The organism is Dietzia sp. UCD-THP (genome assembly GCF_000349585.1).
Lineage (GTDB): Bacteria > Actinomycetota > Actinomycetes > Mycobacteriales > Mycobacteriaceae > Dietzia > Dietzia natronolimnaea_A.
On sequence record NZ_AOSR01000062.1, the window covers coordinates 39,498 to 64,538 of the forward strand.

Sequence of the window (25,041 nt, forward strand, 5' to 3'; positions counted from 1 at the left end):
TAGCCCCATGTCAGAGGAACTGTCCCAGAAACTCCACACCGTTCTGGTGGCCAACCGCGGGGAGATCGCCTGCCGCGTGATCCGCTCCCTGCGGGCAGCGGGGATCCGCTCGGTCGCCGTCTACTCCGACGCGGACGCCGACGCCCTGCACGTGCGCATGGCCGACGCGGCGGTCCGCCTGGGCCCGGCGCAGGCCTCGGAGTCCTATCTCGACATCGACAAGGTGATCGACGCCTGCCGCCGGACCGGCGCGCAGGCGGTCCACCCGGGCTACGGGTTCCTGTCGGAGAACTCCCGGTTCGCGCGGGCGCTGGAGGAGGCCGGCCTGATCTTCGTGGGGCCACCGGCCACCGCCATCGAGACCATGGGGGACAAGATCACCGCCAAGGCGGCGGTGTCCGCCCGGGACGTGCCGACCGTGCCCGGGATCTCGCGGCCGGGACTGACCGACGACGAACTGGTGGCCGGCGCAGACGAGGTCGGATACCCGGTCCTCGTCAAGCCGTCTGCGGGCGGCGGCGGCAAGGGCATGCGACGCGTCGAGCGACCCGAGGACCTGCGCGCCGCGCTCGACTCCTCCCGACGCGAGTCCGCGGGTGCGTTCGGCGACGACACCCTGTTCCTCGAGCGGTTCGTCGACACCCCGCGACACATCGAGGTCCAGGTCCTCGCCGACACCCACGGCAACGTCATCCACCTGGGAGAGCGTGAGTGCTCGCTGCAGCGCCGCCACCAGAAGGTCATCGAGGAGGCGCCCAGCGCGCTGCTCGACGAGGTCACCCGCCAGCGGATCGGTGCCGCCGCGTGCGACGCGGCCCGCTCGGTCGGCTACGTGGGTGCGGGCACGGTCGAGTTCATCGTCTCGGCCCACGCCCCGGACGAGTTCTTCTTCATGGAGATGAACACCCGGCTCCAGGTCGAACACCCGGTCACCGAGATGGTCACCGGCGTGGACCTGGTCGACTGGCAGGTCCGCATCGCCGCGGGCGAGGAACTGACGCTGCGCCAGGAGGACGTGACGCTCACCGGTCACGCGATCGAGGCCCGCGTCTACGCGGAGGACCCGGCCAAGGGCTTCCTTCCGACTGGCGGCACCGTGCTCGGGCTGGAGGAACCCGCGGGCGACGGCATCCGCGTGGACTCCGGCCTGCGCGTCGGCACGGTCGTCGGCAGTGACTACGACCCGATGCTCGGCAAGGTCATCGCCCACGGCGCCGACCGGGCCGAGGCGCTGGCCCGGCTCGACGCCGCGCTCGCCGACACCCACGTGCTGGGCCTGCGGACCAACATCGACTTCTGCCGGTTCCTGCTCTCCCAGCCGGAGGTCGTCGCCGGTGACCTCGACACAGGACTACTCGACCGGACTCTCGACGACTACACCGCGACCCCGGCGCCCGAGGGCGCCCTGGTCGCGGTGGCCATGCACCGCACCGAGGAGCGCTGGGCCCGCGTGCCGGCCGCCCGGCGGGGGCCGTGGGACGTCCCCAACGGCTGGCGGGTCGGCGGGCGCGCCGAGGTGTGGACCCGGCTGGACTCCGGTCCGGGATCGGCGGCCGTCACCGTCGGTCTCAGGGGAACACCCGACGACGCCGAGGTGACCATCACCGACGCCACGATCGGCTCCACGGCCGAGCCCGAGGTCTCCTCGCGGCACCGGGCCCGGGTCGCCCGGGACGGCCGGTCGCTGCGACTGACCGTCGACGACACCCAGCAGCGCTGGACCGTGGTGCGCTCGACCGCCCCCAGATCATCGGACACCTACTGGGTCGCCGGGGACGGCGGCACCTGGGACCTGCGGCTGCTCCCGTTGATCGACTCCCGGATCCACGACGCCGGTATGTCGGACGGCCAGATCCTCAGCCCCATGCCCGGTTCGGTCATCGCGTGCTTCGCCGCCGACGGCGACGAGGTGACCGCGGGACAGAACGTCCTGGCCGTCGAGGCCATGAAGATGGAGCACTCCCTGGCCGCGCCGATCGACGGCGTGGTCCGGCTGAACGTCACCACCGGCGAGCAGGTGCCCGCCGACCACCTGCTCGCGACGGTCGAGCCCCACCCCTCAACCCCCGACCCCTCCACCGAGGAATCCGAAGGAGAAGGCAATGCCTGAGTTGGAAGAGCACTACGCCGACCTGAAGTCGACGGTCGCCGAGTTCGCCGACAAGGTGGTCGCCCCCGCCTCGGCCGAGCACGACCGCAACCACACGTTCCCCTACGAGATCGTGGCCGGGATGGGGGAGATGGGCCTGTTCGGTCTTCCCTTCCCCGAGGAGTTCGGCGGCATGGGCGGCGACTACTTCGCCCTGTCCCTGGCCCTCGAGGAACTGGGCCGTGTCGACCAGTCCACCGCCATGACCCTCGAGGCCGGCGTGGGCCTCGGGGCGATGCCGATCTACCACTTCGGTACCGAGGAGCAGAAGAACACCTGGCTCCCCGATCTCGCGGCCGGGAAGACGCTCGCGGGCTTCGGGCTCACCGAGCCCGGTGCTGGGTCGGACGCAGGAGCGACCAGGACCACCGCCAAGCGGGACGGCGACGAGTGGGTGGTCAACGGCAACAAGCAGTTCATCACCAACTCGGGCACCGACATCACGTCGCTGGTCAACGTCACCGCCGTGACCGGCGTCCGCGATAACGGCAAGAAGGCCATCTCGACCATCATCGTCCCGTCCGGCACGCCCGGTTTCACGGTCGAGCCGGCCTACGACAAGGTCGGGTGGAACTCCTCCGACACCCATCCGCTGACCTTCTCCGACGTGCGGGTCCCGGCGGAGAACCTGCTCGGGGAGGAGGGGCGCGGGTACGCGAACTTCCTGTCGATCCTCGACGAGGGCCGCATCGCGATCGCCGCGGTGGCCACCGGCGCCGCGCAGGGGTGTGTGGACGAATCGGTCAAGTACGCGCGTGAGCGCGAGTCGATGGGCCAGAAGATCGGGTCGTTCCAGGCGATCGCCTTCAAGATCGCCCGCATGGAGGCTCGCGCCCATACCGCGCGCTGCGCCTACTACGAGGCCGCTCGCCTCATGCTGGCCGGCAAGCCCTTCAAGAAGGAGGCCGCCATCGCCAAGATGGTCTCCTCCGAGGCGGCCATGGACAACGCCCGGGACGCCACCCAGATCCACGGCGGCTACGGGTTCATGAACGAGTACCCGGTGGCACGGCATTACCGCGACTCCAAGATCCTCGAGATCGGCGAGGGCACCACCGAGGTGCAGCTCATGCTGATCGCGCGGGGACTCGGGTTGTGAGTGAGAAGGTTGAGGCCATGACGGACCAGCGCAAAGAGGTCGTCCAACGCGGACTGTGGTTCGAGGAGTACGAGGTCGGCACGGCGTACCTCCACCGCCCGGGGCGCACCATGACCGAGACGGACAACGTCCTGTTCACCACGCTCACGATGAACACCCAGGCCCTGCACCTGGACGCCGCGTGGTCGGCCGAGCAGCCCGGTTTCGGCGGCGAGCGGCTCATGAACTCCATGCACACACTGTCTACGCTGGTCGGGCTGTCGGTCGCGCAGCTCACCCAGGGCACGATCGTGGCCAACCTCGGGTTCTCCGAGGTCACCTTCCCCAAGCCGGTCCTGCACGGCGACACCCTCTACGCCGAGACGGTGTGCACTGACAAACGGGAGTCGAAGTCGCGGCCGGGAGAGGGCATCGTGACGCTCGAGCACATCGGCCGCAACCAGCACGGTGACGTGGTGGCCAGAGCCGTCCGCAAGACGCTGGTTCGCAAGCGTCCGGCCGACCAGGTGGGGGAGGGAACGGCATGACCCCGGCCTGGATCCCGCCGGGCCCGGCGCTGCTGTTCTGCCCGGCCGACCGCCCCGAGCGGTACGGCAAGGCGGCCGAGCGGGCGGACGTGGTGATCGTCGACCTGGAGGACGCGGTCGCCCCGGACGCGCGACCGGCCGCCCGGGAGGCGCTCGTGGCCTCCGACCTGGATCCGGAGCGGACGATCGTCCGCGTCAACCCCGTCGACACCGAGGACCACTCCGCGGACCTCGAGGCCCTCGCCGCCACGGGCTACCGTTGCGTCATGCTCGCCAAGACCGAGTCGGCGGCCCAGGTCGCCGACGTCCACGCCGCCATCGGCGCGGCGGTCCTGGCACTGGTGGAGACCCCCCTGGGAGTGATCCGCGCCGGGGAGATCGCCGCCGCCCCCGGCTGCGCCGGGATGATGTGGGGCGCCGAGGACCTCCTGGCCGCCATGGGCGGGTCGACCAGCCGATTCTCGGCAGTCGAGGCCGGTGGCCCCCGGGTCGCGGGGGAGTACCGCGACGTCCCCCGGCACGCGCGTGCGCAGGTCGCGCTCGCCGCGGCCGCCTTCGGTCGGTGGGCGGTGGACTCGGTCCACCTCGACATCGCCGACGAGGCCGGTCAGCGCGCCGAGGCGCTCGACGCCGTCGCCCTGGGCTTCGTGGCCACGGCCTGCATCCATCCGTCCCAGGTGGCGGTGGTGCGACAGGCCTACGCGCCCGACGACGACGAGGTGGCCTGGGCCCGGAAGGTTCTCGACGCCGCCCGGAGCAACCAGGGCGTCTTCCGGCTGGACGGCCGCATGGTCGACGGTCCCGTCTTCCGTCAGGCCGAGGCGACGATGCGTCGCGCCGCGGCCGCCACGACCTAACGCCCCGACACCTCGACACCCCGACACCCCGACAGACCGCCAAGGAGCACCGAGATGACCACCTCCGATCTCGATTCCACCCCACTGGACCCCGCGCTCTCCCACACCCGGGGGGACACCGACGTCCCGCTGCTCACGCAGACGATCGCCGACAACCTGGCCGCCACGGTCGCGCGATTCGGTGACCGCGACGCCCTCGTCGACGTGCAGGCCGGACGCCGGTGGACCTACGCGGAGTTCCACGCCGACGTCCGTCGCCTGGCCTCGGGTCTGCTGCGGCTCGGGATCCGGACCGGCGACCGCGTGGGGATCTGGTCCCCCAACCGCTGGGAGTGGGTGATGATCCAGTACGCCACCGCCGAGATCGGGGCGGTGCTGGTCAACATCAACCCCTCCTATCGGGTCCACGAGCTCGAGTACGTGCTCACTCAGGCGGGGATCAAGGCCGTGGTCGCCGCGCCTCAGTTCAAGGACTCGGACTACACCGGCATGCTGTCCCAGGTCCAGCCGAACTGCCCGGACCTGGAGGTGGTGGTGCTGTTCGGCGACGAGGAGTGGGAGTCCATGATGTCGGGGCCCACCGACGCCGACGAGCTGGCCGGGATCCGTGCGGGTCTCGGAGCCGGCGATCCCATCAACATCCAGTACACCTCGGGCACGACCGGCTTCCCCAAGGGCGCCACCCTCTCGCACACCAACATCCTCAACAACGGGTTCTTCGTGGGGGAGACGATCAACTACTCGGAGGTGGACCGGGTCTGTATCCCGGTGCCCTTCTACCACTGCTTCGGCATGGTGATGGGCAACCTCGCGTGCACCACCCACGGGTCGTGCATGGTGATCCCGGCGCCCGCGTTCGACCCCGCGGCCTCGCTGCGGGCGGTCGCGCAGGAGAAGTGCACGAGCCTGTACGGCGTGCCGACGATGTTCATCGCCGAGCTCGCGCTCGAGGACTTCGACTCCTACGACCTGTCCTCCCTGCGGACCGGCATCATGGCGGGCTCGCCCTGTCCGGAGGCGACCATGCGTCAGGTGATCGACCGGATGAACATGGAGGAGGTCTCGATCTGCTACGGCATGACCGAGACCTCCCCGGTGTCCACCCAGACCCGGGCCGACGACTCGCTGGACCGCCGCGTCACCACCGTGGGGCGGGTCGGTCAGCACCTCGAGATCAAGATCGTGGACCCGGAGTCGGGTGAGACCCTGCCGCGCGGCGAGGCGGGGGAGTTCTGCACCAAGGGCTACAGCGTGATGATCGGGTACTGGAACGAGCCGGAGAAGACCGCCGAGGCACTCGACGCCGACGGGTGGATGCACACCGGCGACATCGGGGAGATGGACGCCGACGGCTATGTGAGGATCACCGGCCGCATCAAGGACATGGTGATCCGCGGGGGCGAGAACATCTACCCGCGTGAGGTCGAGGAGTTCCTCTACACCCACCCCGACATCCTCGACGCCCAGGTGATCGGGGTCCCGGATCCGAAGTACGGTGAGGAACTGATGGCGTGGATCCGGCTCAAGCCCGGACGCGACGACCTGACCGCCGAGGAGGTCCGGGACTTCGCGACCGGCAAGCTGGCCCGTCACAAGATCCCCAGGTACGTCCACGTGGTGGACGAGTTCCCCATGACCGTCACAGGGAAGGTCCGCAAGGTCGACATGCGCAAGACGGCGATCGAGATCCTCGGCATCGCCTGACAGCCCACATTCAAGGAGGACGAGTATGTCCAGCAAGATCATGACCGCGGAACAGGCCGTCGCGGACATCCCGGACGGGGCGTCGATCGCCGCCGGCGGTTTCGGCCTCTGCGGGATCCCGCAGGTCGTCATCGAGGCACTCGCGGCCCGCGACGTCGGGGACTTCGAGGTCTTCTCCAACAACGCGGGTGTCGACGGCAAGGGCCTCGGCATGCTCCTGGAGACCGGCAAACTGCGACGCATCGTCTCGTCGTACGTCGGGGAGAACAAGGAGTTCGCGCGGCAATACCTGTCCGGTGAGCTCGAGGTCGAGCTGACGCCGCAGGGCACTCTCGCCGAGCGGATGCGGGCGGGCGGCTCCGGGATCGGGGCGTTCTACACGCGCACCGGCGTGGGCACCTACGTGGCCGACGGCGGGATGCCGTGGAAGTACGACTCCGAGGGCGGGGTCGCGCTGGCCTCCCCACCCAAGGAGACCCGGGAGATCCGGGGCGAGACCTACGTGCTCGAGCAGGCCATCGAGGCCGACTTCTCGCTCGTGCGGGCCGCGGTCGCGGACCGCAGCGGAAACCTGCGGTTCAACCTCACCGCCCGCAACTTCTCGCCGCTGGCCGCCATGGCCGGTCGGGTGTGCATCGTCGAGGCCGAGGAGATCGTCGAGGTCGGAGAACTGGCTCCCGACGACATCCACCTGCCCGGCATCTTCGTGCACCGCCTGGTCGAGCTCACCCCGCAGCAGGTGGAGCAGACCAAGTGGATCGAGAAGACCACCACCAACCCGCCCTCGGAAGGACAGCGCTGATGAGCACTCCCGGCACGCCCGCCCGACTCGGACGCGACCGCAAGGCCATGGCCGCCCGCGCGGCCCTCGAGCTCTCGGACGGCCAGTACGTCAACCTGGGGATCGGTCTGCCGACGCTGGTGCCCAACTACGTCCCCGAGGGCGTCAACGTCACCCTGCAGTCGGAGAACGGCCTGCTCGGCATCGGCCCCTACCCGCACCCGGATGATGTCGACCCGGACCTGATCAACGCCGGCAAGGAGACCGTCACCACGCTGCCCGGCTCGTCGATCTTCGACTCCGCGATGAGCTTCGGCATGATCCGCTCGGGGAAGATCGACGTGGCCATCCTCGGCGCCATGGAGGTCAACCCGGCCGGCGACATCGCCAACTGGATGGTCCCCGGGGCCATGGTCAAGGGCATGGGTGGCGCGATGGACCTCGTGGTGGGTGCCCGCCGGATCGTCGTGGTGATGGACCAGCTGGCCAAGAACGGCTCGTCCAAGATCGTCTCGGAGACCTCCCTGCCGCTCACCGGCCTGGGGTGCGTGGACCGCATCATCACCGAACTCGGGGTCTTCGACCGCGACTCCGACGGGCTGACCCTGGTCGAGCTGGTCGACGGGGTGACCCTCGATCAGGTCGCCGCCGCCACGGCAGCCCCGTACCGGGTCGCCGAGGGGCTGCAGTGATCGAGGGGCTGCGGTAATCACGCCACCACCCGTGCCCGCCGCCGGCCTCTGGATCACACCGGTCAGGGGCCGTGCGGCGCTCTCTGCGTTGGCCTGGACCGCCGGGTATGTGGTCGGTCTCGTCGTCGTCGTCCTCCTCGGACTCCTCGTCGCGAACGTTGTGGGTACCGCGCGTCCCGACACCGCGTTGCTCGCCCTCGTGGTGCTCGGCGGCACGGCGGTCGCGGCGCTGCTCGCGGTGTGGGTGCACCTGCTCCGTCGACGCGGGTTGCGCTGGGCCGACGTGGGGCTGCGCGCCCCCGAGCGGTCGCCGTTGCACCTGCTGTGGCAGATCCCGGCCGTGATGGCCGCGGGGGTCGCCGCGTCCATGGTCGTGCTCATCCCCCTGGGGGCCGGGCAGGAGGGCTCCGACGACGCTCTGGCGGACCTCGCCACCGGTGGGCCCGTCTTCGTGGTGCTGGGGCTGCTCGCCGTGGCGGTGCTCGTCCCCGTGGCCGAAGAGGTGGTGTTCCGGGGGATCGTCCTGCCCGCGCTGCGTGCGCGGTTCCGGGCCGTCCCGGGGATCGCGCTCGCGGGGGCGGTATTCGCCGCGGTGCACCTGATCCCACCCGCCCTGCCGTACCTGCTCGTGGTGGGGATCTCACTGTGCGTGATGGCGCAGTGGTACCGGTCGATCGTCCCGGGGATCGTGCTCCACGGGGTCAACAACGCGGTCGTGTTCGCCGGCATCGTGGCGGCGGGAGCGACCTGAGCAGGTCTCAGGCCAACAGCGCGGACACCAGCAGCAGGACGGGGAGCGACCCGAGGGTGGTGAGGACCGCCGAGTCGCGGGCCAGCAGCGTCCCGTGCCCGTACCGGGTGGCCACCACGAGGACGTTCTGCGCTGTGGGCAGGGCAGCGGCCACCACGACGGTGAGCAACTCGTGACCCCGCATCCCCATGAGTCCGACGCCGACGGCGTACGCCAGGAGTGGGTGCGCCACCAGCTTCAGACCGCTCGCCAACGCGATCTCCCGCCGGGGTGAGGCCCCGGCCTCGAGCACCTTCACGCCGTAGAGGGACATGCCGAAGACGAGGAGGGCGCCGGGGACCGAGATCTGGCCGACCAGGTGGACGGGTTCGAGGAGGCGTTCCGGCGGCGACCACGGGAGGGCGGCCACCACCACCCCTGCGAGCGCGGCCAGGACCAGGGGGGTCCGGGCCGCCTGCAGCGCCGAGGCCAGCGCGCCTCCACCCCCGTCGGTGGTGCCCTCCGCGCGGGCGGCCCGCTCGAGCACGGCGATCGCGATCGGCTGCAGCACCGCCACCTGGAACAGCAGGAGCGGCATGACGAACCCGAAGTCCCCCAGGACGTAGACGGCGATGGGGATGCCGAGGTTGGCGGAGTTGACGTAGCTGGCGGACAGGGCCCCGACCGCGAGGTCGGCGGTCGGGCGCCGCAGCCACACCTTCGCGATGAGCACGTAGGCGACCGCCATCACGATCGCCGTACCGGCGGAGACCACGAAGACCCCGGTGAAGACCTGGTCGAGCGTCGTCCGCGCGAGCGCGTCGAACAACAGGGCCGGGGTGGCGACGAAGAACACGAGCCGGTTGAGCACCAACCGCGCATCGGTGCCGAGGACCCGTGAACGGGCGAGCAGCCACCCGAGCGCGACGAGCGCGACGATCACGGCGAAGCCGTTGAGGACGCCGGCCACAGCGGTCTCCTGAGGGTCGGGGAGGGGGTCGGGAACGGGGGAGCGATAACGCCGATCGGGGCCGTGCACTCCTGAATCCAGGAGGCGCGACCCCGATCGGGTTGCTGTTGTCCGAGTCGGCGGCTAGGTGCCGCGGGCGGGACGTGCGGTGCGGTTCGACCGCGCCGAGCGATGGCTCAGCGGCTGGTGAACGGGAGCAGTGCCATCTCGCGGGCGTTTTTGACCGCGACGGCGACCTGCCGCTGCTGCTGCGGCGTGAGACCGGTGACGCGGCGCGAACGGATCTTGCCGCGGTCGGAGATGAACGTGCGGAGGGTGTTGACGTCCTTGTAGTCGACCGTCTCGATACCCGCGACCTTCAACGGGTTCTTCTTGGGGCGACGACCCTCCTGGGCACGGACCTTCTTGGACGGGGTGCTACGCGCTTTTGCCATGATTACCTACTCACCAACTCGACTTCGTGACACCGGGCAGCTCGCCACGGTGGGCCATCTCGCGCATCCGGACGCGGGAGAGACCGAACTTGCGGAGGTAGCCGCGCGGGCGGCCGTCGGCGACGTCGCGGTTACGCACCCGCACGGGCGAGGCGTCACGCGGCATCTTGTTGAGCGCGGTCTGGGCGTCCATGCGCGCCTCGTCCGTGCTCTCGGGGTTCTTGATGATCGCCTTGAGCTCGGCGCGCCGCTCGGCGAACCGGGCCACCTTGGCCTTGCGCTGCTCGTTACGCGCGATCTTTGACTTCTTGGCCACGGGTCAGCGCTCCTCTCGGAATTCGACGTGCTTGCGGACGACCGGGTCGAACTTCTTGAGGACGATGCGGTCCGGGTTGTTGCGGCGGTTCTTGCGGGTCACGTACGTGAACCCGGTACCGGCCGTGGACTTGAGCTTGATGATGGGTCGAACGTCGTTACGTGCCATCTCAGATCTTCTCCCCACGGGCGCGGATACGGGCCACGACGGCCTCGATGCCATCGCGGTCGATGGTCTTGATGCCCTTGGTGGAGACGGTCAACGTGACGCGACGTCCCTCGGAGGGCAGGAAGTAGCTACGACGCTGGATGTTCGGGTTCCAGCGACGGTTGGTCCTGCGGTGTGAGTGCGAGACGGACTTGCCGAAACCCGGCTTCCGTCCCGTTACCTGGCAATGCGCCGACATGGCGTGGTTCTCCTTCCGCCTCCCCGTACGGTGGCGCGTGAGGGTCGCAACCAGGTGTCGGCCTGCGCCGAGCACTAGTGGACCGTCACGTCGCGGGCACCGTGAGAGGCGATAGCAAACGTGCAGACAACAGCGATGGTCTAGTTTACGGCCCGACCGCGCGAAACGGTAATCAGCACGTCAACGCCGGTGGCGAGGGCGGGCGAGGCGCGCGAATTGGGTACCCGGTCATCGTACGGGTACGATCTACCGATGCGTGTGCTGATACCGGGATCCCCGGTTCGGCCACTGGCACTCGCGCGTCCCTGACGGGGCGGGCGCCAGACCCAAGACTTCTACCGAGCTAGAGGGATCCAGTATGAAGAACGACATCCACCCCGACTACCACCCGGTGGTCTTCCAGGACTCGGGCACGGGCACCAAGTTCCTCACCCGCTCCACCGCCAAGAGCGAGCGGACCGTCGAGTGGGAGGACGGCAACTCCTACCCGCTCATCGTGGTCGACGTGACCAGTGAGTCGCACCCGTTCTGGACCGGCGCGCAGCGCGTCATGGACACGGCCGGCCGTGTCGAGAAGTTCCAGCGCCGTTACGGCAACCGCACCCGTCGCAGCAAGTGAGCCGAGGGCCGGCGGTGCGCCGCCGGCCCTCCCACACACCCGAGACCTAAGAGGACGTAACAGTCATGGCAGTTCCGAAGCGTCGCCTCTCGCGCGCCAACACCCATTCCCGCCGCTCGCAGTGGAAGGCCGAGAACCCGGCCCTCCAGGAGACCAAGATCGACGGCCGCCCCGTGGTGCTGCCCCGTCGCCTGGTCAAGGCCGCCAAGCTCGGCCTGATCGACCTCGACCGCTGACCGCGGTCCATTGAGCCCTGCGGCGCCCGCGCGCCGCTCGCACACGCCCGGTCACGAGCCCGGCGGGTCCACCCCGACCCGCCGGGCTCGTCGGCGTCTGCGGATCACGAGCGCGATGCGCATCGGTCGCGGTGTTCCTCAGCCGTGGTTCAGGGATGTGGGAGAGACTGCCCCGTATGAAGATCCTCGTTGTGGACGACGACCAGGCCGTGCGTGAATCGCTGCGCCGCTCCCTCACGTTCAACGGTTACACGGTGGAACTCGCCGGGGACGGGGTCGAGGCGGTCGAGCGACTCGACACGAACCGTCCGGACGCGGTGATCCTGGACGTCATGATGCCCCGGCGCGACGGTCTCGAGGTCTGCCGGATACTCCGGAGCCGCGGGGACGATCTCCCGGTTCTGATGCTGACCGCGCGCGACGCGGTGTCCGAGCGGGTGGCGGGGCTGGACGCGGGTGCCGACGACTACCTGCCCAAGCCCTTCGCCCTGGAAGAACTCCTGGCCCGGCTCCGGGCGCTGCTGCGCCGTCGGGGCCCCGAGGCCGAGGACGTCGACGAGGTGCTGGAGTTCGAGGACCTGCGGATGGACCTGGCCACGCGAGAGGTCAGCCGGGGCGACCGCCGGATCCAGTTGACGCGCACCGAGTTCTCGCTGCTCGAACTTCTCCTGCACCATCCCCGTCGGGTCCTCACCCGGAGTCACATCCTCGAGGAGGTGTGGGGTTACGACTTCCCCACGTCGGGTAACGCGCTCGAGGTCTACATCGGATATCTGCGCCGCAAGACCGAGGGCGAGGGGGAGAGTCGGCTGATCCACACCGTGCGGGGTGTGGGGTACGTGTTGCGCGAGACGCCGTAGTGCCAGCCCGCACGGTGGGGTGGTCCTCCACGCCGATCTCCCTGCATCAGCGGGTCACTCTGTTGGCGGCGAGCTCGGTGGGCGTCGCGGTGGCGTTGATGGCCGTCGCGGCGTACTTCGTCGTGTCCGGGTCCATGTACAGCGAGGTCAACAACCGGCTCCAGCAACAGGCCGATCAGCTCGTGAACAGTCAGCTCGCCTCGGAGTTCGCCCTCCAGTCCCGCAGTACCCTCATCGCGCTGCGGGCCTTCAACCCCAACCTGGACGCGCAGATCGTCGCCCCCTCCGGTGTGCGGACGGCCACCGGCGAACCGTTCCAGATCGGTGGCCCGGAGATCGCGGTGGTGCGTGGCGAGGCCGACTCGAGTCTGCGGACGGCCGGGGGAAAGCAGATCTATGCCGTGGGTGTCCGTGACGGCTCGACACTCATCCTCGCGCAGGATCTGAGCCCCACGAGGGCCGCGCTGAACCGCCTGGCGATAGTCCTGACCCTGGTGGGCGCGGCCGGCATCGCGCTGGCGGCGGTGGCCGGGACGGCGGTCGGGCGCACGGGTCTGGCCCCGGTCGCCCGGCTGACCCGGGCGGTGGAGAGGATCGCCCGGACCGATGACCTGCGGCCCATCCCGGTCGCGGGTGACGACGAGATCGCCCGACTCACCGCGAGTTTCAACCAGATGCTCGTCGCGCTGGGGGAGAGCAGGGAGCGACAATCGAGGCTCGTGGCCGACGCCGGTCACGAGCTCAAGACGCCCCTGACCAGCCTGCGCACCAACGTGGAGCTGTTGATCGCCGCCAGCAGGCCGGGGGCGCCGACGATCCCGGACGCGGACAGGGGTGCGCTCGAGGTCGACGTGGTCGGTCAGATCTCTGAGCTCACCCAGCTCGTCGGGGACCTGGTCGAACTGGCCCGGGAGGATTCCGGGGATGTCGAACTGGAACCGGTCGCGGTGTCGGAGGCGGTGGAGCGGGCTCTCGAGCGGGTCCGTCGGCGGCGTCACGACGTGCACTTCGACGTGGAGCTGGCGCCCTGGTACTCGTTCGGTGACAGTGCGGGCATCGAGCGTGCGGTCCTGAACATCTGCGACAACGCGGCCAAGTGGAGCCCCACCGGGGGAACGGTGACGGTACGGATGAACCCGGTGTCGGACTCGGTCGTGGAGCTGACCGTCGCCGACCAGGGTCCGGGCATCCCCGAAGCGGACAAGGAGCTGGTCTTCGACCGGTTCCACCGGTCGCGGGAGGCGCGCGCGATGCCGGGTTCGGGGCTCGGGTTGGCGATCGTCCGTCAGGTGGTCACCAGGCACGGGGGGACCGTGGAGATCCACGACGCGGACGGTGGGGGCACCGAGGTGCGCATGACCATCCCCGGAAGCGACCGGCCCCCGAGCTGAACAGTTCCTGAACCGGCCGGTGGCGGCGCCGGTGGTCTCAGCGGGCACACAGCGCGGTGAGGAAGCATGGCCCCCATGGAGAACGAGAACGATCGGGGAACAGGTGATCCCCGGCCCGGCGACGAGTGGGCCTCGGGCCCGGGCGCGGGCGGGCACACACAGCATCAGTACGGACAGGGCCAGTACGGACAGGGCCCGCAGGCGCAGGGCCAGTACGGACAGGGGCAGTACGGACAGGGGCAGTACGGGCACGTTCAGCCCGAGCAGGGATGGGGTGGCCCGGGCGCCCCGGCCGCGGCACCGCCCCCGAACCCCCCGCACGGCGGCGCGGACACCGGGACGGCCGCTCCCGCCAGGTCGGGGCGGGGCCTGCTGGTCGCCGGCCTGGTGGCGGCGATGCTGGTCTCCGGTGGCCTCGGCGGGTGGATAGGCGCCACGGTGGCCGGCGGGGGCGACGGCGCGAGGCTCGCCTCCCCGATCTCCGCCGCGCAGCCCGAGAGCCAGGCCGCGGACGGGACCGTCGAGTCCGTCGCGGACACGGTGCTGCCGAGCGTGGTCTCTATCGATGTCCGTGGGCAGGCCGGGCGCGGTGAGGGATCCGGCGTGATCCTGACCCCGGACGGTCTGATCATCACCAACAACCACGTGATCGCGTTGGGTGCCGCCGGCGGACAGATCGAGGTGCGCTTCCACGACGGGTCGAGGGCCCCGGCGACGATCGTCGGTACCGATCCGGCGACAGACATCGCCGTGATCAGGGCGGAGACCGACCGGTCGCTCACCCCGATCGCACTCGGGTCCTCCGCGACCCTCGACGAGGGCCAGGCCGTCGCCGCCGTCGGCTCTCCGCTCGGTCTGTCCGGCACCGTGACCACCGGCATCGTCTCCGCGCTCGACAGGCCGGTGCGCGCCGGCGGTGCGCAGTCCGACCAGAGCACGGTGATCGATGCCATCCAGACCGACGCCGCGGTCAACCCCGGCAACTCCGGTGGCGCACTGGTCAACATGAACGGCGAGTTGGTGGGCATCAACTCGGCCATCGCGTCGCTGGGATCCGGGAACGCGGGATCCATCGGCCTGGGCTTCGCCATCCCGGTCGACCAGGCCCGGCGGATCGCGGACCAGCTGATCAAACAGGGTTTCGCCACCCGTGCGGTGCTCGGGGTCACGGTGAGCGACCAGCGGGACATCAGCGGCGCGCTGGTGCGCACCACCGAGGCGGGGGGACCCGCCGAGCAGGCGGGAATCGAGGAGGGGGCGGTGATCACCGGGGTCGGTGACCGGGTGATCGAGAGCGGCGACGCGTTGGTCGCCGCCATCCGCTCGAGGGCTCCGGGGGAGACGATCTCCGTCACCTATGCTTCTCGTGTGGGCGATCAGCCGACGACTGTCGACGTGGTACTGGGAGAGGCGAGATGAGCACGAGATTCGATCCGAGGTCTCTGCCCGGTGGGCGCAGGCTCCAGGCTGACGTGGATTTCGACCCCGCGGCCACCGAGCCGGCGGACACTCCCATCGCCGGTCGCGCGATGGTCGTGGTGGTCACCGACCGGTTGGACGGCCGGGAGGATTCGATCGGCCCGCTGGTCACCGAGTTGCTCGAGGAGGAGGGGTTCCTGGTGGGCGGCGTCGTGGGAGTGGCCTCCGACGAGGCCGAGGTCCGCAAGGCACTCGAGACCGCGGTGGTCGGCGGGTTCGACTTCGTGGTGACCGTCGGCGGCACCGGAGTCGGACCGCGGGACATCACCCCCGAGGTGACGGAGGAGATCCTCGACCAGCGCCTGCCCGGCATCGCCGAGGCCGTCCGGTCGTCAGGTCTCACGGCCGGAGCCGTCGACTCGATCGTCTCCCGCGGTCTGGTCGGGGTGTCCGGCAGCACGGTGGTCGCCAACCTCGCGCCGAGTCGCGCCGCGATCCGTGACGGGATGGCGACGCTGTGCCCGCTGGTCTCGTACGTGGTGGCTCAGCTGTCGGCGATCGACGAGTGGTAACCGACCGGCGGGTCGAGGACGGCGGGCCGCGGGACAGTGCCCGGATAGACAGCGCCCGGATCGATGAGGTGTTCGGCGAGGTCCTGCCTCGGACCACCTCCGACGAGGTCCGCGACCGGGACGGCCGGCTCGGCGACGACTGGTGGAGGGAGCAACGCCCGCCCCACCACGGGTGAGTTGCCCGGGCGCGGGGTCAGGACTAGTGCAGGGTCAGGACTAGTGCGGGGTCAGGACTCGCCGGACGGGTTCCGCGGGTCCGAGGGATGGCTGAGCGGACGCCCGGCGAGCAGGTCGCGGATCTCCACCAGGAGGTCGTTGTCCGAGGCGGGGGCATCCACACCCTTACGCTTGGCGGCGGCCTCCTTCAGCTTGTTCATCGGCCCCACCAGGACGAAGTAGATGACCGCGGCGATCAGCAGGAAGTTGATGATCGCGGTGAGCAGCAACCCGAAGTCCATCCGGGTCTCGGGGTTGTTGTCCAGTAGTTGGACGGCGAACCCGATCTCGCTGTTACCACCCAACAGCGCGATGAGCGGGTTGATGATCGCGGTGGTGAAGGCGTCGACGATCGACGCGAACGCCGTGCCGATGACCACGGCGACCGCCAGGTCGATCACGTTGCCCTGCATGATGAAGTCTTTGAAGCCCTTGAGCATCCTGCACCCCTCCCTGGAGACGCGGCGTGGTCCACCGCGTGCGCGTGCGTGCGCGCCGATCTGAACCGCAGGGACGTTACCAGCACGATCCGTGTCGAGGTCACCCGTGCACCAGGATCGCCAGCGGGGTCCCGGCGGCGTGGGAGGCCACCCGGGCGGCGTCGGATTCCGGTACCTCGACGAGGATCGACCGGCTCCCGCCCCGGCCGGACGGGGTGTCGGCGACGCGGGCGGCGCGCGCGATCACCAGCGGCCCGCCGGGCGAGTCCGGGTCGACCGTGCCGATCAGATCCACGAGGTCACCAGCGCTCAGGAGGTCGGCGACTGACGGGTCCGCCAGGGGGACCGGGACCACCCGCACGTTCCGGTTGTCGGCGTGATGACGGGGGTCCGCCGTCGGCGGCGCCGGCACCTCCGCCGGGGACTGACGTGCGACGACCGGCGCGGCGATCACCAGTGCGGCGGCCAGCGCGATCCGTGCGGCCCGTCGACGCCGCCACCGCCGCGGGGCGGGTGGCGACGTGAGGTTTCGGCGCATCTCGGTCCCCTCGGTCGGTCGCCCGCGCCGCCGGTGAGCGGCGCGGTATCGAGGAGACCGTATCGGGGCGAGGGGGAGAACCCGGGCCGCATGAGGGGGCCGGGAGGGGCGCCTGTGGACCGGGGGCGCCCTGTGGAGGGACGGTGTCGGGTGCCCGTTACGACGACGAGGACGCGCTCGAGGAGGCGGGCGAGCTCGACGAGCTCGAGCCGGATGTCGACCCCGCCGACGAACCTGAACTCGACGAGCCGGACCCTGAGCTCGACGAGCCCGAGTCGGACTTCCCCGAGCCCGAGTCGGTCTTGCCCGAAGCCGAGCCGCCCCCGGACCCCGAACCCGCCCCGGCGGCGCGGCTGTCCGTGCGGTAGAAACCAGAGCCCTTGAAGACCACGCCGACGGTGTTGAACAGCTTGCGCAGGCCGCCCTCGCACTGCGGGCAGACAGTGAGCGAGTCCTCCGTGAAGGACTGCTGGATGTCAAAGGCGACGTCGCAGTCGCGGCACCGGTACGAATAGGTGGGCATCTGGCCTCCGGGGCAGAGTCGGCTAACGGCTAGCACTCTACCCTCCCGAGTGCCAGTCGTTAAAAGTCGAGGACTCCGTGTGGGGTGACCACGCCGGTCACGGGCCGATCGTGGGGCTCCACGGGGAGGTGCTCGAGCACGTCCTCCCGGTCCAGGACGGCCAGCAGCCGGGTGTGCGGACGGGCCAGCGCGAGCGTCCGGTCGTAGTATCCGCCGCCGCGGCCGAGCCGGGCGCCGCTGTGGTCGACGGCGACCGAGGGCACCAGGACGAGATCGGCGTCGGCGATCCGCTCCGGGGGCCACGGCGGCGCGGACGGCACCGGGATGCCGAACCGGCCCGGACGCAGATCCGCCGACCCGGCGTACGCCGCCCACCCCAGCGGGCCGGCCGCGGGGGAGATCGGCAGGAGCACCTGAGCCCCCGCCAGGGCGAGCGCCTCGGGTAGATCCGCTCCGCCGGCCTCGTCGTCGTCGGGAACGAACGCGCAGACCACCATCCCCTCCGTCACCACGGAGGCCAGATGGTCGCGGATCGCCCGGTCCCGCTCCGTCCGCACCGATGTGGGCACCGCGGCGCGTCTCGCGCGCACCGCGCGACGTACCGCGGACTTGTCCGGTGTCATCACCCCAGTCTGCCCGTGGTGTGTCGCCGGCGCTCCGGAGGTCGGGGCCCAGCGGTCCGTCTAAGGTGTACGGCATGACGTCCACCACCTCGCCCGACTCGCAGTTCCGCACCGCGGTCGTCCCGGCCGCCGGCCTCGGGACCCGGTTCCTGCCCGCCACCAAGACGGTCCCCAAGGAGCTGCTCCCCGTGGTGGACACCCCGGGTATCGAGCTCATCGCGGAGGAGGCGACCGAGGCGGGGGCGGGCCGGCTCGCGATAGTCACCTCCGAGCGCAAGGTCGGGGTGATGGCGCACTTCTCCGAGGACCAGGTTCTCGAGGACACGCTGTCCGACCGGGGCAAGGACGTGCTGCTGCACAAGGTCCAGCGTGCCCCCGGGCTCATCGAGGTGGTGGACGTTCGCCAGGACGAGCCGCTGGGCCTGGGACACGCAGTCGCGCAGGTGGAGTCGGTGCTCGGGGACGAGGAGCAGGCCGTCGCCGTGCTCCTGCCGGACGACCTGGTGCTGCCGTTCGGGATCCTGGGCCGGATGTCGCAGGTCCGCGCGGAGCGGGGCGGCAGCGTCCTGTGCGCGTTCGAGGTGAGCCCGGAGGAGGTCTCCTCGTACGGGGTGTTCGAGGTCACCGACACGGACGACCCGGCGGTCAAGCAGGTCCGTGGCATGGTCGAGAAGCCGGCCGCCGAGGACGCGCCGTCCAACCTCGCGGCGGCCGGACGGTACGTGCTCGACCGCGCGATCTTCGACGCACTCCGGCGCATCGAGCCGGGCGCCGGCGGGGAACTGCAGCTCACCGACGCGATCGACCTGCTGATCAACGAGGGGCACCCGGTCCACGTGGTGGTCCACGACGGCACCAGGCACGACCTCGGAAATCCCGGTGGCTATATCAAGGCCTGCGTGGACTTCGCCCTGGACAACCCGGCCTACGCCGACGAGCTCCGCGAGTGGCTCGGCGGGCGACTCGACCACTGACGCCGGGCGCCGTCACGGAATGGCGCCACGGAATGGCGCCGTGCGGGCGCTACCCTCTCCCACAAGGACCCGGCGGTCGGTCCGGCACGCCTGGCATGACACCGCCGCACGGTCAGCGACTTTGGTACGGGAAGGGGACACCTGGTGCGCTCCGTCGAGGAACAGCTCGCACTGGTGACGGCGGCCGCGGTCGCCCCGAGACCGGTACGCGTGTCGATCTCCGAGGCGCAGGGCCTGTTGTGTGCCGAAGAGGTGGTGGCCGAGCGCCCGCTGCCCTCCTTCGACCAGTCCGCGATCGACGGGTACGCGGTCCGCAGTGTCGACATCCGGGTCGGCGGCCAGGCCGACGACCCGGGTGAGAAACCCGCCGGGCCGGCTGGTCTGCCCGTCGTCGGCAGGATCACCGCGGGATCCCGTCAGCCGACCCGGCTCCAGCCCGGCCAGGTCGTCCGCGTGGACACCGGTGCGCCGCTGCCGACCCTGGCCGACGCGGTCCTCCCGGTCGGCTGGGCCGTCGCCGAGGGCCAGCGCATCAGCCCCACCCGCACCGTGGCCAGCGGGGAGTACGTCCGCCGCGTGGGCGACGACGTCCAACCGGGCGACGTCGCGGTGCGCGCGGGGGCCATCATCGGGCCGGCCCAGGTCGGCCTGCTCGCCTCCGTGGGGCGCTCCAAGGTCCTCGTTCACCCCAAGCCCCGCATGTCCGTGATCTCGGTCGGCGACGAACTGCTCGACGTCGACGGCAATCCCGGCACCGGCCAGGTCTACGACGTCAACTCCTACGCCCTGACCGCGGCGGGCCGCGACGCCGGGGCCGACGTGCACCGGGTCGGGATCGCCAGCACCGAACCGTCGAGGCTGCGCGAGGTCCTGGAGGGTCAGCTCGTGCGCAGCGAACTCGTGGTGGTCTCCGGCGCCGCCGGCGGCGAGGCCACCACGCGGATCCGCCAGGTCATGGAGGAGCTCGGGCAGATCGAGGTCAACCGCGTGGCCATGCATCCCGGATCGGTCCAGGGGTTCGGGCGGCTGGGTCGTGACGAGGTCCCCACCTTCCTCCTGCCGTCGAACCCGGTGAGCGCCCTCGTCGTCTTCGAGATCATGGTCCGGCCACTGATCCGCATCGCGTTGGGCAAGCGTCAGCCCATGCGCCGGACGGTCCGCGCCCGCACCGTCGCCCCCATCTCCTCGGTGGAGGGCAGGCGCGGCTACCTGCGCGGACAGCTCATGCGAGACACCGACACCAGCGAGTACCTGGTGCGGGCGCTCGGCGGCGCGCAGGGATCCTCCACGCACCTGCTCGCCTCGCTCGCGGAGGCGAACTGCCTCGTGGTGATCGACCCCGACGTCTCCGCCGTCCGGACCGGTGACGAGGTGGACGTGATGTTCCTCGCCCAGCGCGGCTGAGCCGATCCGGGGCCGAAACCATGTGGAACGTCGTCGGGACCGACACGGTCGCCCACCCCGGGTGGCCGATCCAGGCCGGCCCGCTCCGGGTCCGCGCCGGTGTGGTGACCCTCCGACCGGTGCGGCGTCGCGACGCCCGCGACTGGTCCGCGTTGAGACTGCACGAGCGGGACCACCTCGAGCCGTGGGAGCCGACCGTCGAGGGCCAGTGGCGGGAGAACAACACCGCCCGCGCGTGGCCGGGCATCCACTCCACGCTCAGACGCCACGCCCGCGCCGGTGTGTCGTTGCCGGCCGCCATCGAGTTGGACGGCCGCTTCTGCGGACAGCTGACCGTCGGCGGGATCGTGCGGGGCGCGCTGCACTCCGGCTGGATCGGGTACTGGGTGGGTCGCCGGGTCGGCGGTGGTGGGGTGGCCACCGCCGCCCTCGCCCTGGGGCTGGACCACGCGCTGGGGCCGGGCGCCCTGCACCGGGTCGACGCCACCGTCCGCCCGGAGAACACGGCCAGCCGGGTGGTGCTGGAACGGTGTGGTTTCCGCGAGGAGGGCCTGCTGCGGCGCTACCTCCACGTGGACGGTGAGTGGCGTGATCACCTGCTGGTCGCACGGACCCGTGAGGAGCACGGCCGGGGCGCGGTGGCGTCCTTGGTGGCCTCGGGTTTCGCCCGTCGCGTCTGAGGATGTCCTGAGCATCGTGACCTGCGGCGCGCCGCCACGGGGCGGGGCCCGGGCGCCGTTACGGTTTAGGCCTCACCACGACGTCCCGTGTCGGGGTAGACGCTCGAGGAGGCCTGATCGATGTCGAGCTCACTGCTGATCATCCTGCTGGTGGTGGTCTGGCTGTTCGTCCTCGCGCCGATGCTCATCCGCTCGCGCAACCCCATCCGCCGCACCGGCGACGCGCTGGCGCAGACCCGCACCCTGTACTCGGGTGGCTCGGGTCGCTTGGTGCCCAGCCGTGGGCGCGCGTCCGGTGACCCGGTCCGGGCCGAGACCGAGGAGACGCTCTTCGGACTGCCCTCCGGAGCGGGCGCCACCGACGCCGAGCTCCTCGACCCCGACACGTGGGGGCATCTGCTGGAGCAGACCCTGCGACGCGAGGCCGCCGGCAGACGCGGGGAGGCCGTGCGACGGGTCATGGAGGAGCGTCGGCACCAGCGGGCCGGTCGCACCGTCTCCGGTGACGACTCCACCGCCGAGGAGGTCACCACCGAGATCCCCGCGGTCGTCGTGGACGACCTGCCCGAGACCGCGACGGGCCGATCCGGCGAGTCGACCGTCGTCGACGGCGAGCTGGTCGAGGCCCCCGCGGGGGGCCGGACCGCGTCGCGCGTCGATCACGACGAGGACGCGGCCGGAATCGACGCCGAGGCCGTGCTGGTCCACCGCGGACGGCGGCGCCCCGTCGAGCCCGAGGTGGAGCTGACTGACGCGGACCTCGACTTCGCCGAGCGCAGGCGGGGACGGGGGGCGTACGACCCCATGGCGGATCGTCAGGCCGCCGAACAGCGCGCCCACGCGCGTCAGCGGACCGCTCTGATCCTGGTGGCACTGGCGGCGGTGGCTGTGGTCGCCGCGCTGGTGACCGTCCCCGCCGTCTGGTGGTTCGCCGGGGGTTCGGTGCTCCTGCTCGCCGCCTACCTCACCTATCTCCGCCGCCAGGTCCGCCTGGAGGAGAGCCTGCGCCGCCGCCGCGTCGAGCGCATGCGACGCGCGCGCCTCGGCGTCGAGTCCCGGGAGGACGACGAGCTCTCCATTGTGCCGCCCCGGCTGCGTCGACCCGGCGCGGTGGTGTTGGAGGTCGACGACGAGGACCCGGCCTTCGACATGCTGGACACCTTTGACCAGGTGCAGGAGACCGACCCCGGTCGCCGGCCGCAGGGGCCGGATCACCGGACCGCGCACCGCGAGCCGCTGCGGCGCGCGGTCGGCTGACCCGAGCAGTCGCTCAGGGCCGTTTTCGGTACATCACGACCCCGTCCTTGACGGTCGCCGTCTGGATCCCGTCCGGTCCCACCGCCTCGCGCGGGCGGATCTCCTCCAGGACGACCTCCCACACCGCCGGGTCCAGTGCCAGTTCGGCCACCTCCTCGGTGGGGGTCAGCAGAACCGGGTGGGCGGCGCCGTGGGCGGAGTGCTCGCCCTGTCCCTCCCGGCCCTCGGTGTCGGGCCGCATCGCCCACGGGGGGATGTCCGCCTCCGACTCGAAGACGTGTGTGACCAGTAGCAGGTGGCCGCCCGGTCGTACCCACTCGGCGGCTCGCCGGAGTATCTGCGTGCGGGGTAGCTCGACGGGGGAGTGGAAGAAGCTGGACGTGACGAGGTCGAAGCGCTCGTCGGTGGTCCAGGTGGTCAGGTCGTGCGACACCCAGTCGACGCGATCGGCCACTCCGCGGGTCGCCGCCGCCTCGGCTCCGCGGGAAACCGCTGTGGGCGACAGGTCCACCGCGGTGACCCGCCACCCCTGCTCGGCCAGCCAGACCGCGTCTCCGCCCTCACCGCAGCCCAGCTCGAGGGCCGAACCGACCGGGAGCGGGCCGACCACCGCTGCGGTCGTGGCGTTGGCGGCCCCCGACCAGCGGGGCCCGTGCCCGGCGTACTCGCCCTCCCAGAACTCGGCCGGAGCTCCGGTGGCGTCGTGGGCGAGGGTCGCGGCGTCAAAGTCCTCGTTGACCAACATCATGTTGACCATCCCGCCCGCCATCGACCCCGCGGCCATGGAGACGGGCACGGTGGCCCCCGGGTTGGCGACGTTGCCCGCCGCCCAGATGCGGGGATGGCTGGTCGCACCGAACTGGTCCACCGCGAGAACCGTGCCGAGCGGGGAGGTGGTCCGCTCCAGGTCGAGCCCGTCGAGGAACCGGTCGTGGGGCCGAGCGGTGGGCGCGGCGAAGATCGCGTCGAGTGCGATCTGTCGTCCGTCGGCCAGGCTGACGCCGGTCAGACGTCCGTCCTCGGACAGGACGCTGGTGACGGGCGACTCTTCGAGCCGGACACCGCGGGCCCGCAGTCGGGCGGCCACCTCGGCATCGGGGGCGCCACTCCCGGCGGTGAGGAACACCAGGTCGTCGGTCCACTGCCGGACGAGCTGAGCCTGGTGCGCCGACATGGCCGACGTGCCCAGCACCGCGATCCTGCTGCCGCGCACCTCCCAGCCGTGGCAATACGGGCAGTGGAGCACGCTCGAACCCCAGTAGTCCCGCAGGCCGGGGATGTCCGGGAGCTCGTCGGTCTGCCCGGACGCGACGACGAGAGCACGAGCGGTCGCGGGCGCCGCGTCGGCGAACTCGACGGTCAGGGCGGCGTTCCCCCCGTTCGCTCCGTCACCGCTCCCCGCATCGTCGACCCCGCTGTCCCGGACCACGGTCACGGACCCGGACCGCACCGTCACGTCGTACTGTCGGAGCTCCTCGCGCCCCCGGCGGAGCAGCTCAAGCGGGTCCACCCCCTCGTGGCCGAGGACTCCGTGCATGTGCGCGGCGAAGCGGTTGCGCGGTTCGCCGGCGTCGACGACGAGCACGCGGCGGCGGGCCCGGCCGAGCATGAGCGCCGCCGACAGGCCCGCGGCCCCACCGCCGACCACGATCGCGTCCCAGTGTTCTGGTGACTTCTCAGTGATGTTCATGGGACCAGTTGACGCCTGGTGTGCCTAAACTGCAAGGAAGCTTGCACTATTGGCAAGGAGTTGGGCGACGGCGGGAGAGGGCAGATGGGTGGAGAACTCAAGCAGGTGGGGGTGCGGTTGCGCGCGTACCGACACAGTCGCGGGTTGACGCTGGACGAGCTGGCGGAGCGGGCCGGGATGTCGGCCAGCACGCTGTCGCGTCTTGAGTCCGGCAAGCGGCAGGCCAGTCTCGAATTGCTGCTGCCGCTCACGCGCCAACTGGGGATCGGCCTGGACGACCTGGTGGCACCGACCACGGTCGATCCCAGGGTGCGGCGGCCCGTGGTCCATCGGGACGGCATGGTGATCGCGCCCCTGGCTCCCGAGGGGTCATCTGTGGGGACCTACAAGATCACCTACCCGCCGGCGAAAGTGGCGCCCGAGCCCCGGGTCCACGACGGGTACGAGTGGTTCTACGTGCTGTCCGGGAAATTGCGTCTGGTCCTGGGCGACCAGGAGCTGATCCTCACCCGCGGTGAGGCGGCCGAGTTCGACACCAGGGTCCCGCACAGTCTGTCAGCGGCCGGGGGGCGCCCGGCGCAGGTGATCAGCATCTTCAACGACGACGGCGTGCGGATGCACACGCACACCGCGGGGTCGTGACGCTTCCGGGGCTCCCGGTTTGGTCGGTCGCCCGGCCGTGCTGGTAGGGTATCCCTCGCTGCTCGAGAGGGCGGCACTGCTTCCCGCAAGGGCGGCGACACGGCCCGCGAGGGCCGTGCGGGGCTATAGCGCAGTTGGTAGCGCGTCTCGTTCGCATCGAGAAGGTCAGGGGTTCGATTCCCCTTAGCTCCACCCAAGGACTTCGAGTTCAGAGGCCGTTTCCGCGCAAGCGGGGACGGCCTTTCCGCTTGTCAGGTCTGTGCGGCCTAGCTGTACTGACCACGGAGGTTGT

At 70.8% G+C, this 25,041-nt stretch carries 30 protein-coding genes and 1 tRNA gene; 21 read left to right on the plus strand and 10 right to left on the minus strand.

Annotated elements, in window-relative coordinates:
• The first annotated feature begins 7 nt into the window (after positions 1-7).
• From H483_RS26310 to H483_RS26345, 8 genes are read left to right on the plus strand one after another with little or no spacing between them, the layout of a single operon-like run.
• Positions 8-2,110 carry an acetyl/propionyl/methylcrotonyl-CoA carboxylase subunit alpha gene (locus tag H483_RS26310; RefSeq protein ID WP_017836279.1) on the plus strand — a complete coding sequence of 701 codons (2,103 nt, stop codon included), beginning with the start codon at positions 8-10 and terminating at the stop codon, positions 2,108-2,110.
• The gene (locus H483_RS26315; RefSeq protein ID WP_017836280.1) at positions 2,103-3,248 is read left to right on the plus strand and encodes an acyl-CoA dehydrogenase family protein; all 1,146 of its coding nucleotides are present in this window, start codon (positions 2,103-2,105) and stop codon (positions 3,246-3,248) included. The genes H483_RS26310 and H483_RS26315 overlap by 8 nt, the downstream gene beginning before the upstream one ends.
• Positions 3,249-3,265: 17 nt before the next feature.
• Complete coding sequence (locus H483_RS26320) at positions 3,266-3,775, plus strand: MaoC family dehydratase (protein WP_017836281.1); 510 nt, start codon at positions 3,266-3,268, stop codon at positions 3,773-3,775.
• The gene (locus H483_RS26325) at positions 3,772-4,632 is read left to right on the plus strand and encodes a CoA ester lyase (protein ID WP_017836282.1); all 861 of its coding nucleotides are present in this window, start codon (positions 3,772-3,774) and stop codon (positions 4,630-4,632) included. Before H483_RS26320 ends, H483_RS26325 begins: the two co-directional genes overlap by 4 nt.
• A gap of 54 nt (positions 4,633-4,686) precedes the next feature.
• Positions 4,687-6,336, plus strand: a complete 1,650-nt coding sequence (locus H483_RS26330) for an AMP-binding protein (RefSeq protein WP_017836283.1) — start codon at positions 4,687-4,689, stop codon at positions 6,334-6,336.
• A 25-nt stretch (positions 6,337-6,361) separates the two neighbouring features.
• Positions 6,362-7,138, plus strand: coding sequence for a CoA transferase subunit A (locus tag H483_RS26335; RefSeq protein WP_017836284.1), 777 nt, complete (start codon positions 6,362-6,364; stop codon positions 7,136-7,138).
• Complete coding sequence (locus H483_RS26340; protein WP_017836285.1) at positions 7,138-7,809, plus strand: 3-oxoacid CoA-transferase subunit B; 672 nt, start codon at positions 7,138-7,140, stop codon at positions 7,807-7,809. The genes H483_RS26335 and H483_RS26340 overlap by 1 nt, the downstream gene beginning before the upstream one ends.
• A gap of 31 nt (positions 7,810-7,840) precedes the next feature.
• Positions 7,841-8,560 carry a CPBP family intramembrane glutamic endopeptidase gene (locus H483_RS26345; protein WP_017836286.1) on the plus strand — a complete coding sequence of 240 codons (720 nt, stop codon included), beginning with the start codon at positions 7,841-7,843 and terminating at the stop codon, positions 8,558-8,560.
• A gap of 7 nt (positions 8,561-8,567) precedes the next feature.
• Here H483_RS26345 and H483_RS26350 read toward each other — a convergent pair whose 3' ends face one another.
• From H483_RS26350 to rpmB, 5 genes are all read right to left on the minus strand, one after another.
• Entirely contained in the window at positions 8,568-9,509 is a 942-nt protein-coding gene (locus tag H483_RS26350; protein ID WP_017836287.1) for an AEC family transporter, read from the minus strand.
• A 176-nt stretch (positions 9,510-9,685) separates the two neighbouring features.
• Positions 9,686-9,943 carry a 30S ribosomal protein S18 gene (gene rpsR / locus H483_RS26355; RefSeq protein WP_017836288.1) on the minus strand — a complete coding sequence of 86 codons (258 nt, stop codon included), beginning with the start codon at positions 9,941-9,943 and terminating at the stop codon, positions 9,686-9,688.
• Positions 9,944-9,953: 10 nt separating this feature from the next.
• Entirely contained in the window at positions 9,954-10,259 is a 306-nt protein-coding gene (rpsN, locus tag H483_RS26360) for a 30S ribosomal protein S14 (protein ID WP_017836289.1), read from the minus strand.
• 3 nt (positions 10,260-10,262) lie between these two features.
• On the minus strand, positions 10,263-10,427 hold the full coding sequence (rpmG, locus tag H483_RS26365) for a 50S ribosomal protein L33 (RefSeq protein ID WP_017836290.1): 165 nt from the start codon (positions 10,425-10,427) through the stop codon (positions 10,263-10,265).
• Between the two features lies 1 nt (position 10,428).
• The gene (gene rpmB / locus H483_RS26370; protein ID WP_007632788.1) at positions 10,429-10,665 is read right to left on the minus strand and encodes a 50S ribosomal protein L28; all 237 of its coding nucleotides are present in this window, start codon (positions 10,663-10,665) and stop codon (positions 10,429-10,431) included.
• Positions 10,666-11,023: 358 nt separating this feature from the next.
• Between rpmB and H483_RS26375 the strand changes: the two genes are divergently transcribed.
• From H483_RS26375 to H483_RS26400, 7 genes are all read left to right on the plus strand, one after another.
• Positions 11,024-11,284 (plus strand): type B 50S ribosomal protein L31, encoded by a 261-nt coding sequence (locus H483_RS26375; RefSeq protein ID WP_017836291.1) that lies wholly within the window; start codon positions 11,024-11,026, stop codon positions 11,282-11,284.
• 65 nt (positions 11,285-11,349) lie between these two features.
• Positions 11,350-11,520, plus strand: coding sequence for a 50S ribosomal protein L32 (gene rpmF, locus H483_RS26380; protein ID WP_017836292.1), 171 nt, complete (start codon positions 11,350-11,352; stop codon positions 11,518-11,520).
• Positions 11,521-11,696: 176 nt separating this feature from the next.
• The gene (locus tag H483_RS26385) at positions 11,697-12,380 is read left to right on the plus strand and encodes a response regulator transcription factor (RefSeq protein ID WP_017836293.1); all 684 of its coding nucleotides are present in this window, start codon (positions 11,697-11,699) and stop codon (positions 12,378-12,380) included.
• Positions 12,380-13,771 carry a HAMP domain-containing sensor histidine kinase gene (locus H483_RS26390; RefSeq protein ID WP_017836294.1) on the plus strand — a complete coding sequence of 464 codons (1,392 nt, stop codon included), beginning with the start codon at positions 12,380-12,382 and terminating at the stop codon, positions 13,769-13,771. The genes H483_RS26385 and H483_RS26390 overlap by 1 nt, the downstream gene beginning before the upstream one ends.
• 75 nt (positions 13,772-13,846) lie before the next feature.
• Positions 13,847-15,190 carry a S1C family serine protease gene (locus H483_RS0119260; RefSeq protein WP_017836295.1) on the plus strand — a complete coding sequence of 448 codons (1,344 nt, stop codon included), beginning with the start codon at positions 13,847-13,849 and terminating at the stop codon, positions 15,188-15,190.
• A complete protein-coding gene (locus H483_RS26395; protein WP_031264699.1) occupies positions 15,187-15,762 on the plus strand; it encodes a molybdenum cofactor biosynthesis protein B in 576 nt (191 codons plus the stop codon). Before H483_RS0119260 ends, H483_RS26395 begins: the two co-directional genes overlap by 4 nt.
• Entirely contained in the window at positions 15,756-15,938 is a 183-nt protein-coding gene (locus H483_RS26400; RefSeq protein WP_017836297.1) for a hypothetical protein, read from the plus strand. Before H483_RS26395 ends, H483_RS26400 begins: the two co-directional genes overlap by 7 nt.
• 51 nt (positions 15,939-15,989) lie before the next feature.
• Here the strand turns inward: H483_RS26400 and mscL are convergent, their stop codons facing one another.
• The 4 genes from mscL to H483_RS26420 form a co-directional block, all read right to left on the minus strand.
• Positions 15,990-16,418 (minus strand): large conductance mechanosensitive channel protein MscL, encoded by a 429-nt coding sequence (gene mscL, locus H483_RS26405; protein WP_017836298.1) that lies wholly within the window; start codon positions 16,416-16,418, stop codon positions 15,990-15,992.
• A 100-nt stretch (positions 16,419-16,518) separates the two neighbouring features.
• Positions 16,519-16,956 (minus strand): hypothetical protein, encoded by a 438-nt coding sequence (locus H483_RS26410; protein WP_017836299.1) that lies wholly within the window; start codon positions 16,954-16,956, stop codon positions 16,519-16,521.
• 157 nt (positions 16,957-17,113) lie between these two features.
• Positions 17,114-17,479 carry an FmdB family zinc ribbon protein gene (locus H483_RS38500; RefSeq protein ID WP_081615121.1) on the minus strand — a complete coding sequence of 122 codons (366 nt, stop codon included), beginning with the start codon at positions 17,477-17,479 and terminating at the stop codon, positions 17,114-17,116.
• 59 nt (positions 17,480-17,538) lie between these two features.
• Entirely contained in the window at positions 17,539-18,102 is a 564-nt protein-coding gene (locus H483_RS26420; protein WP_017836301.1) for a 5-formyltetrahydrofolate cyclo-ligase, read from the minus strand.
• A 74-nt stretch (positions 18,103-18,176) separates the two neighbouring features.
• On the opposite strand from H483_RS26420, the gene H483_RS26425 reads away from it, so the two are divergent.
• The 4 genes from H483_RS26425 to glpR all read left to right on the plus strand — a co-directional run bounded on the left by H483_RS26425 (position 18,177) and on the right by glpR (position 22,417).
• The gene (locus tag H483_RS26425; protein ID WP_017836302.1) at positions 18,177-19,076 is read left to right on the plus strand and encodes a UTP--glucose-1-phosphate uridylyltransferase; all 900 of its coding nucleotides are present in this window, start codon (positions 18,177-18,179) and stop codon (positions 19,074-19,076) included.
• A 144-nt stretch (positions 19,077-19,220) separates the two neighbouring features.
• A complete protein-coding gene (glp, locus tag H483_RS26430; protein ID WP_017836303.1) occupies positions 19,221-20,480 on the plus strand; it encodes a gephyrin-like molybdotransferase Glp in 1,260 nt (419 codons plus the stop codon).
• A gap of 20 nt (positions 20,481-20,500) precedes the next feature.
• Positions 20,501-21,160: a GNAT family N-acetyltransferase gene (locus H483_RS26435; RefSeq protein ID WP_017836304.1), complete on the plus strand. Its 660-nt coding sequence runs from the start codon at positions 20,501-20,503 to the stop codon at positions 21,158-21,160.
• Between the two features lie 120 nt (positions 21,161-21,280).
• Positions 21,281-22,417, plus strand: coding sequence for a gephyrin-like molybdotransferase receptor GlpR (gene glpR / locus H483_RS26440; RefSeq protein ID WP_017836305.1), 1,137 nt, complete (start codon positions 21,281-21,283; stop codon positions 22,415-22,417).
• Between the two features lie 13 nt (positions 22,418-22,430).
• Here the strand turns inward: glpR and H483_RS26445 are convergent, their stop codons facing one another.
• Positions 22,431-24,107, minus strand: a complete 1,677-nt coding sequence (locus tag H483_RS26445; RefSeq protein ID WP_017836306.1) for a bifunctional NAD(P)/FAD-dependent oxidoreductase/class I SAM-dependent methyltransferase — start codon at positions 24,105-24,107, stop codon at positions 22,431-22,433.
• 84 nt (positions 24,108-24,191) lie between these two features.
• Here H483_RS26445 and H483_RS26450 point away from each other — a divergent pair, with 84 nt between their 5' ends.
• Together H483_RS26450 and H483_RS26455 are read left to right on the plus strand one after the other, a co-directional pair.
• Positions 24,192-24,749, plus strand: coding sequence for a helix-turn-helix domain-containing protein (locus H483_RS26450; RefSeq protein WP_017836307.1), 558 nt, complete (start codon positions 24,192-24,194; stop codon positions 24,747-24,749).
• A gap of 119 nt (positions 24,750-24,868) precedes the next feature.
• A tRNA-Ala gene (locus tag H483_RS26455) sits at positions 24,869-24,941 on the plus strand.
• The last annotated feature ends 100 nt before the right edge of the window (positions 24,942-25,041 follow it).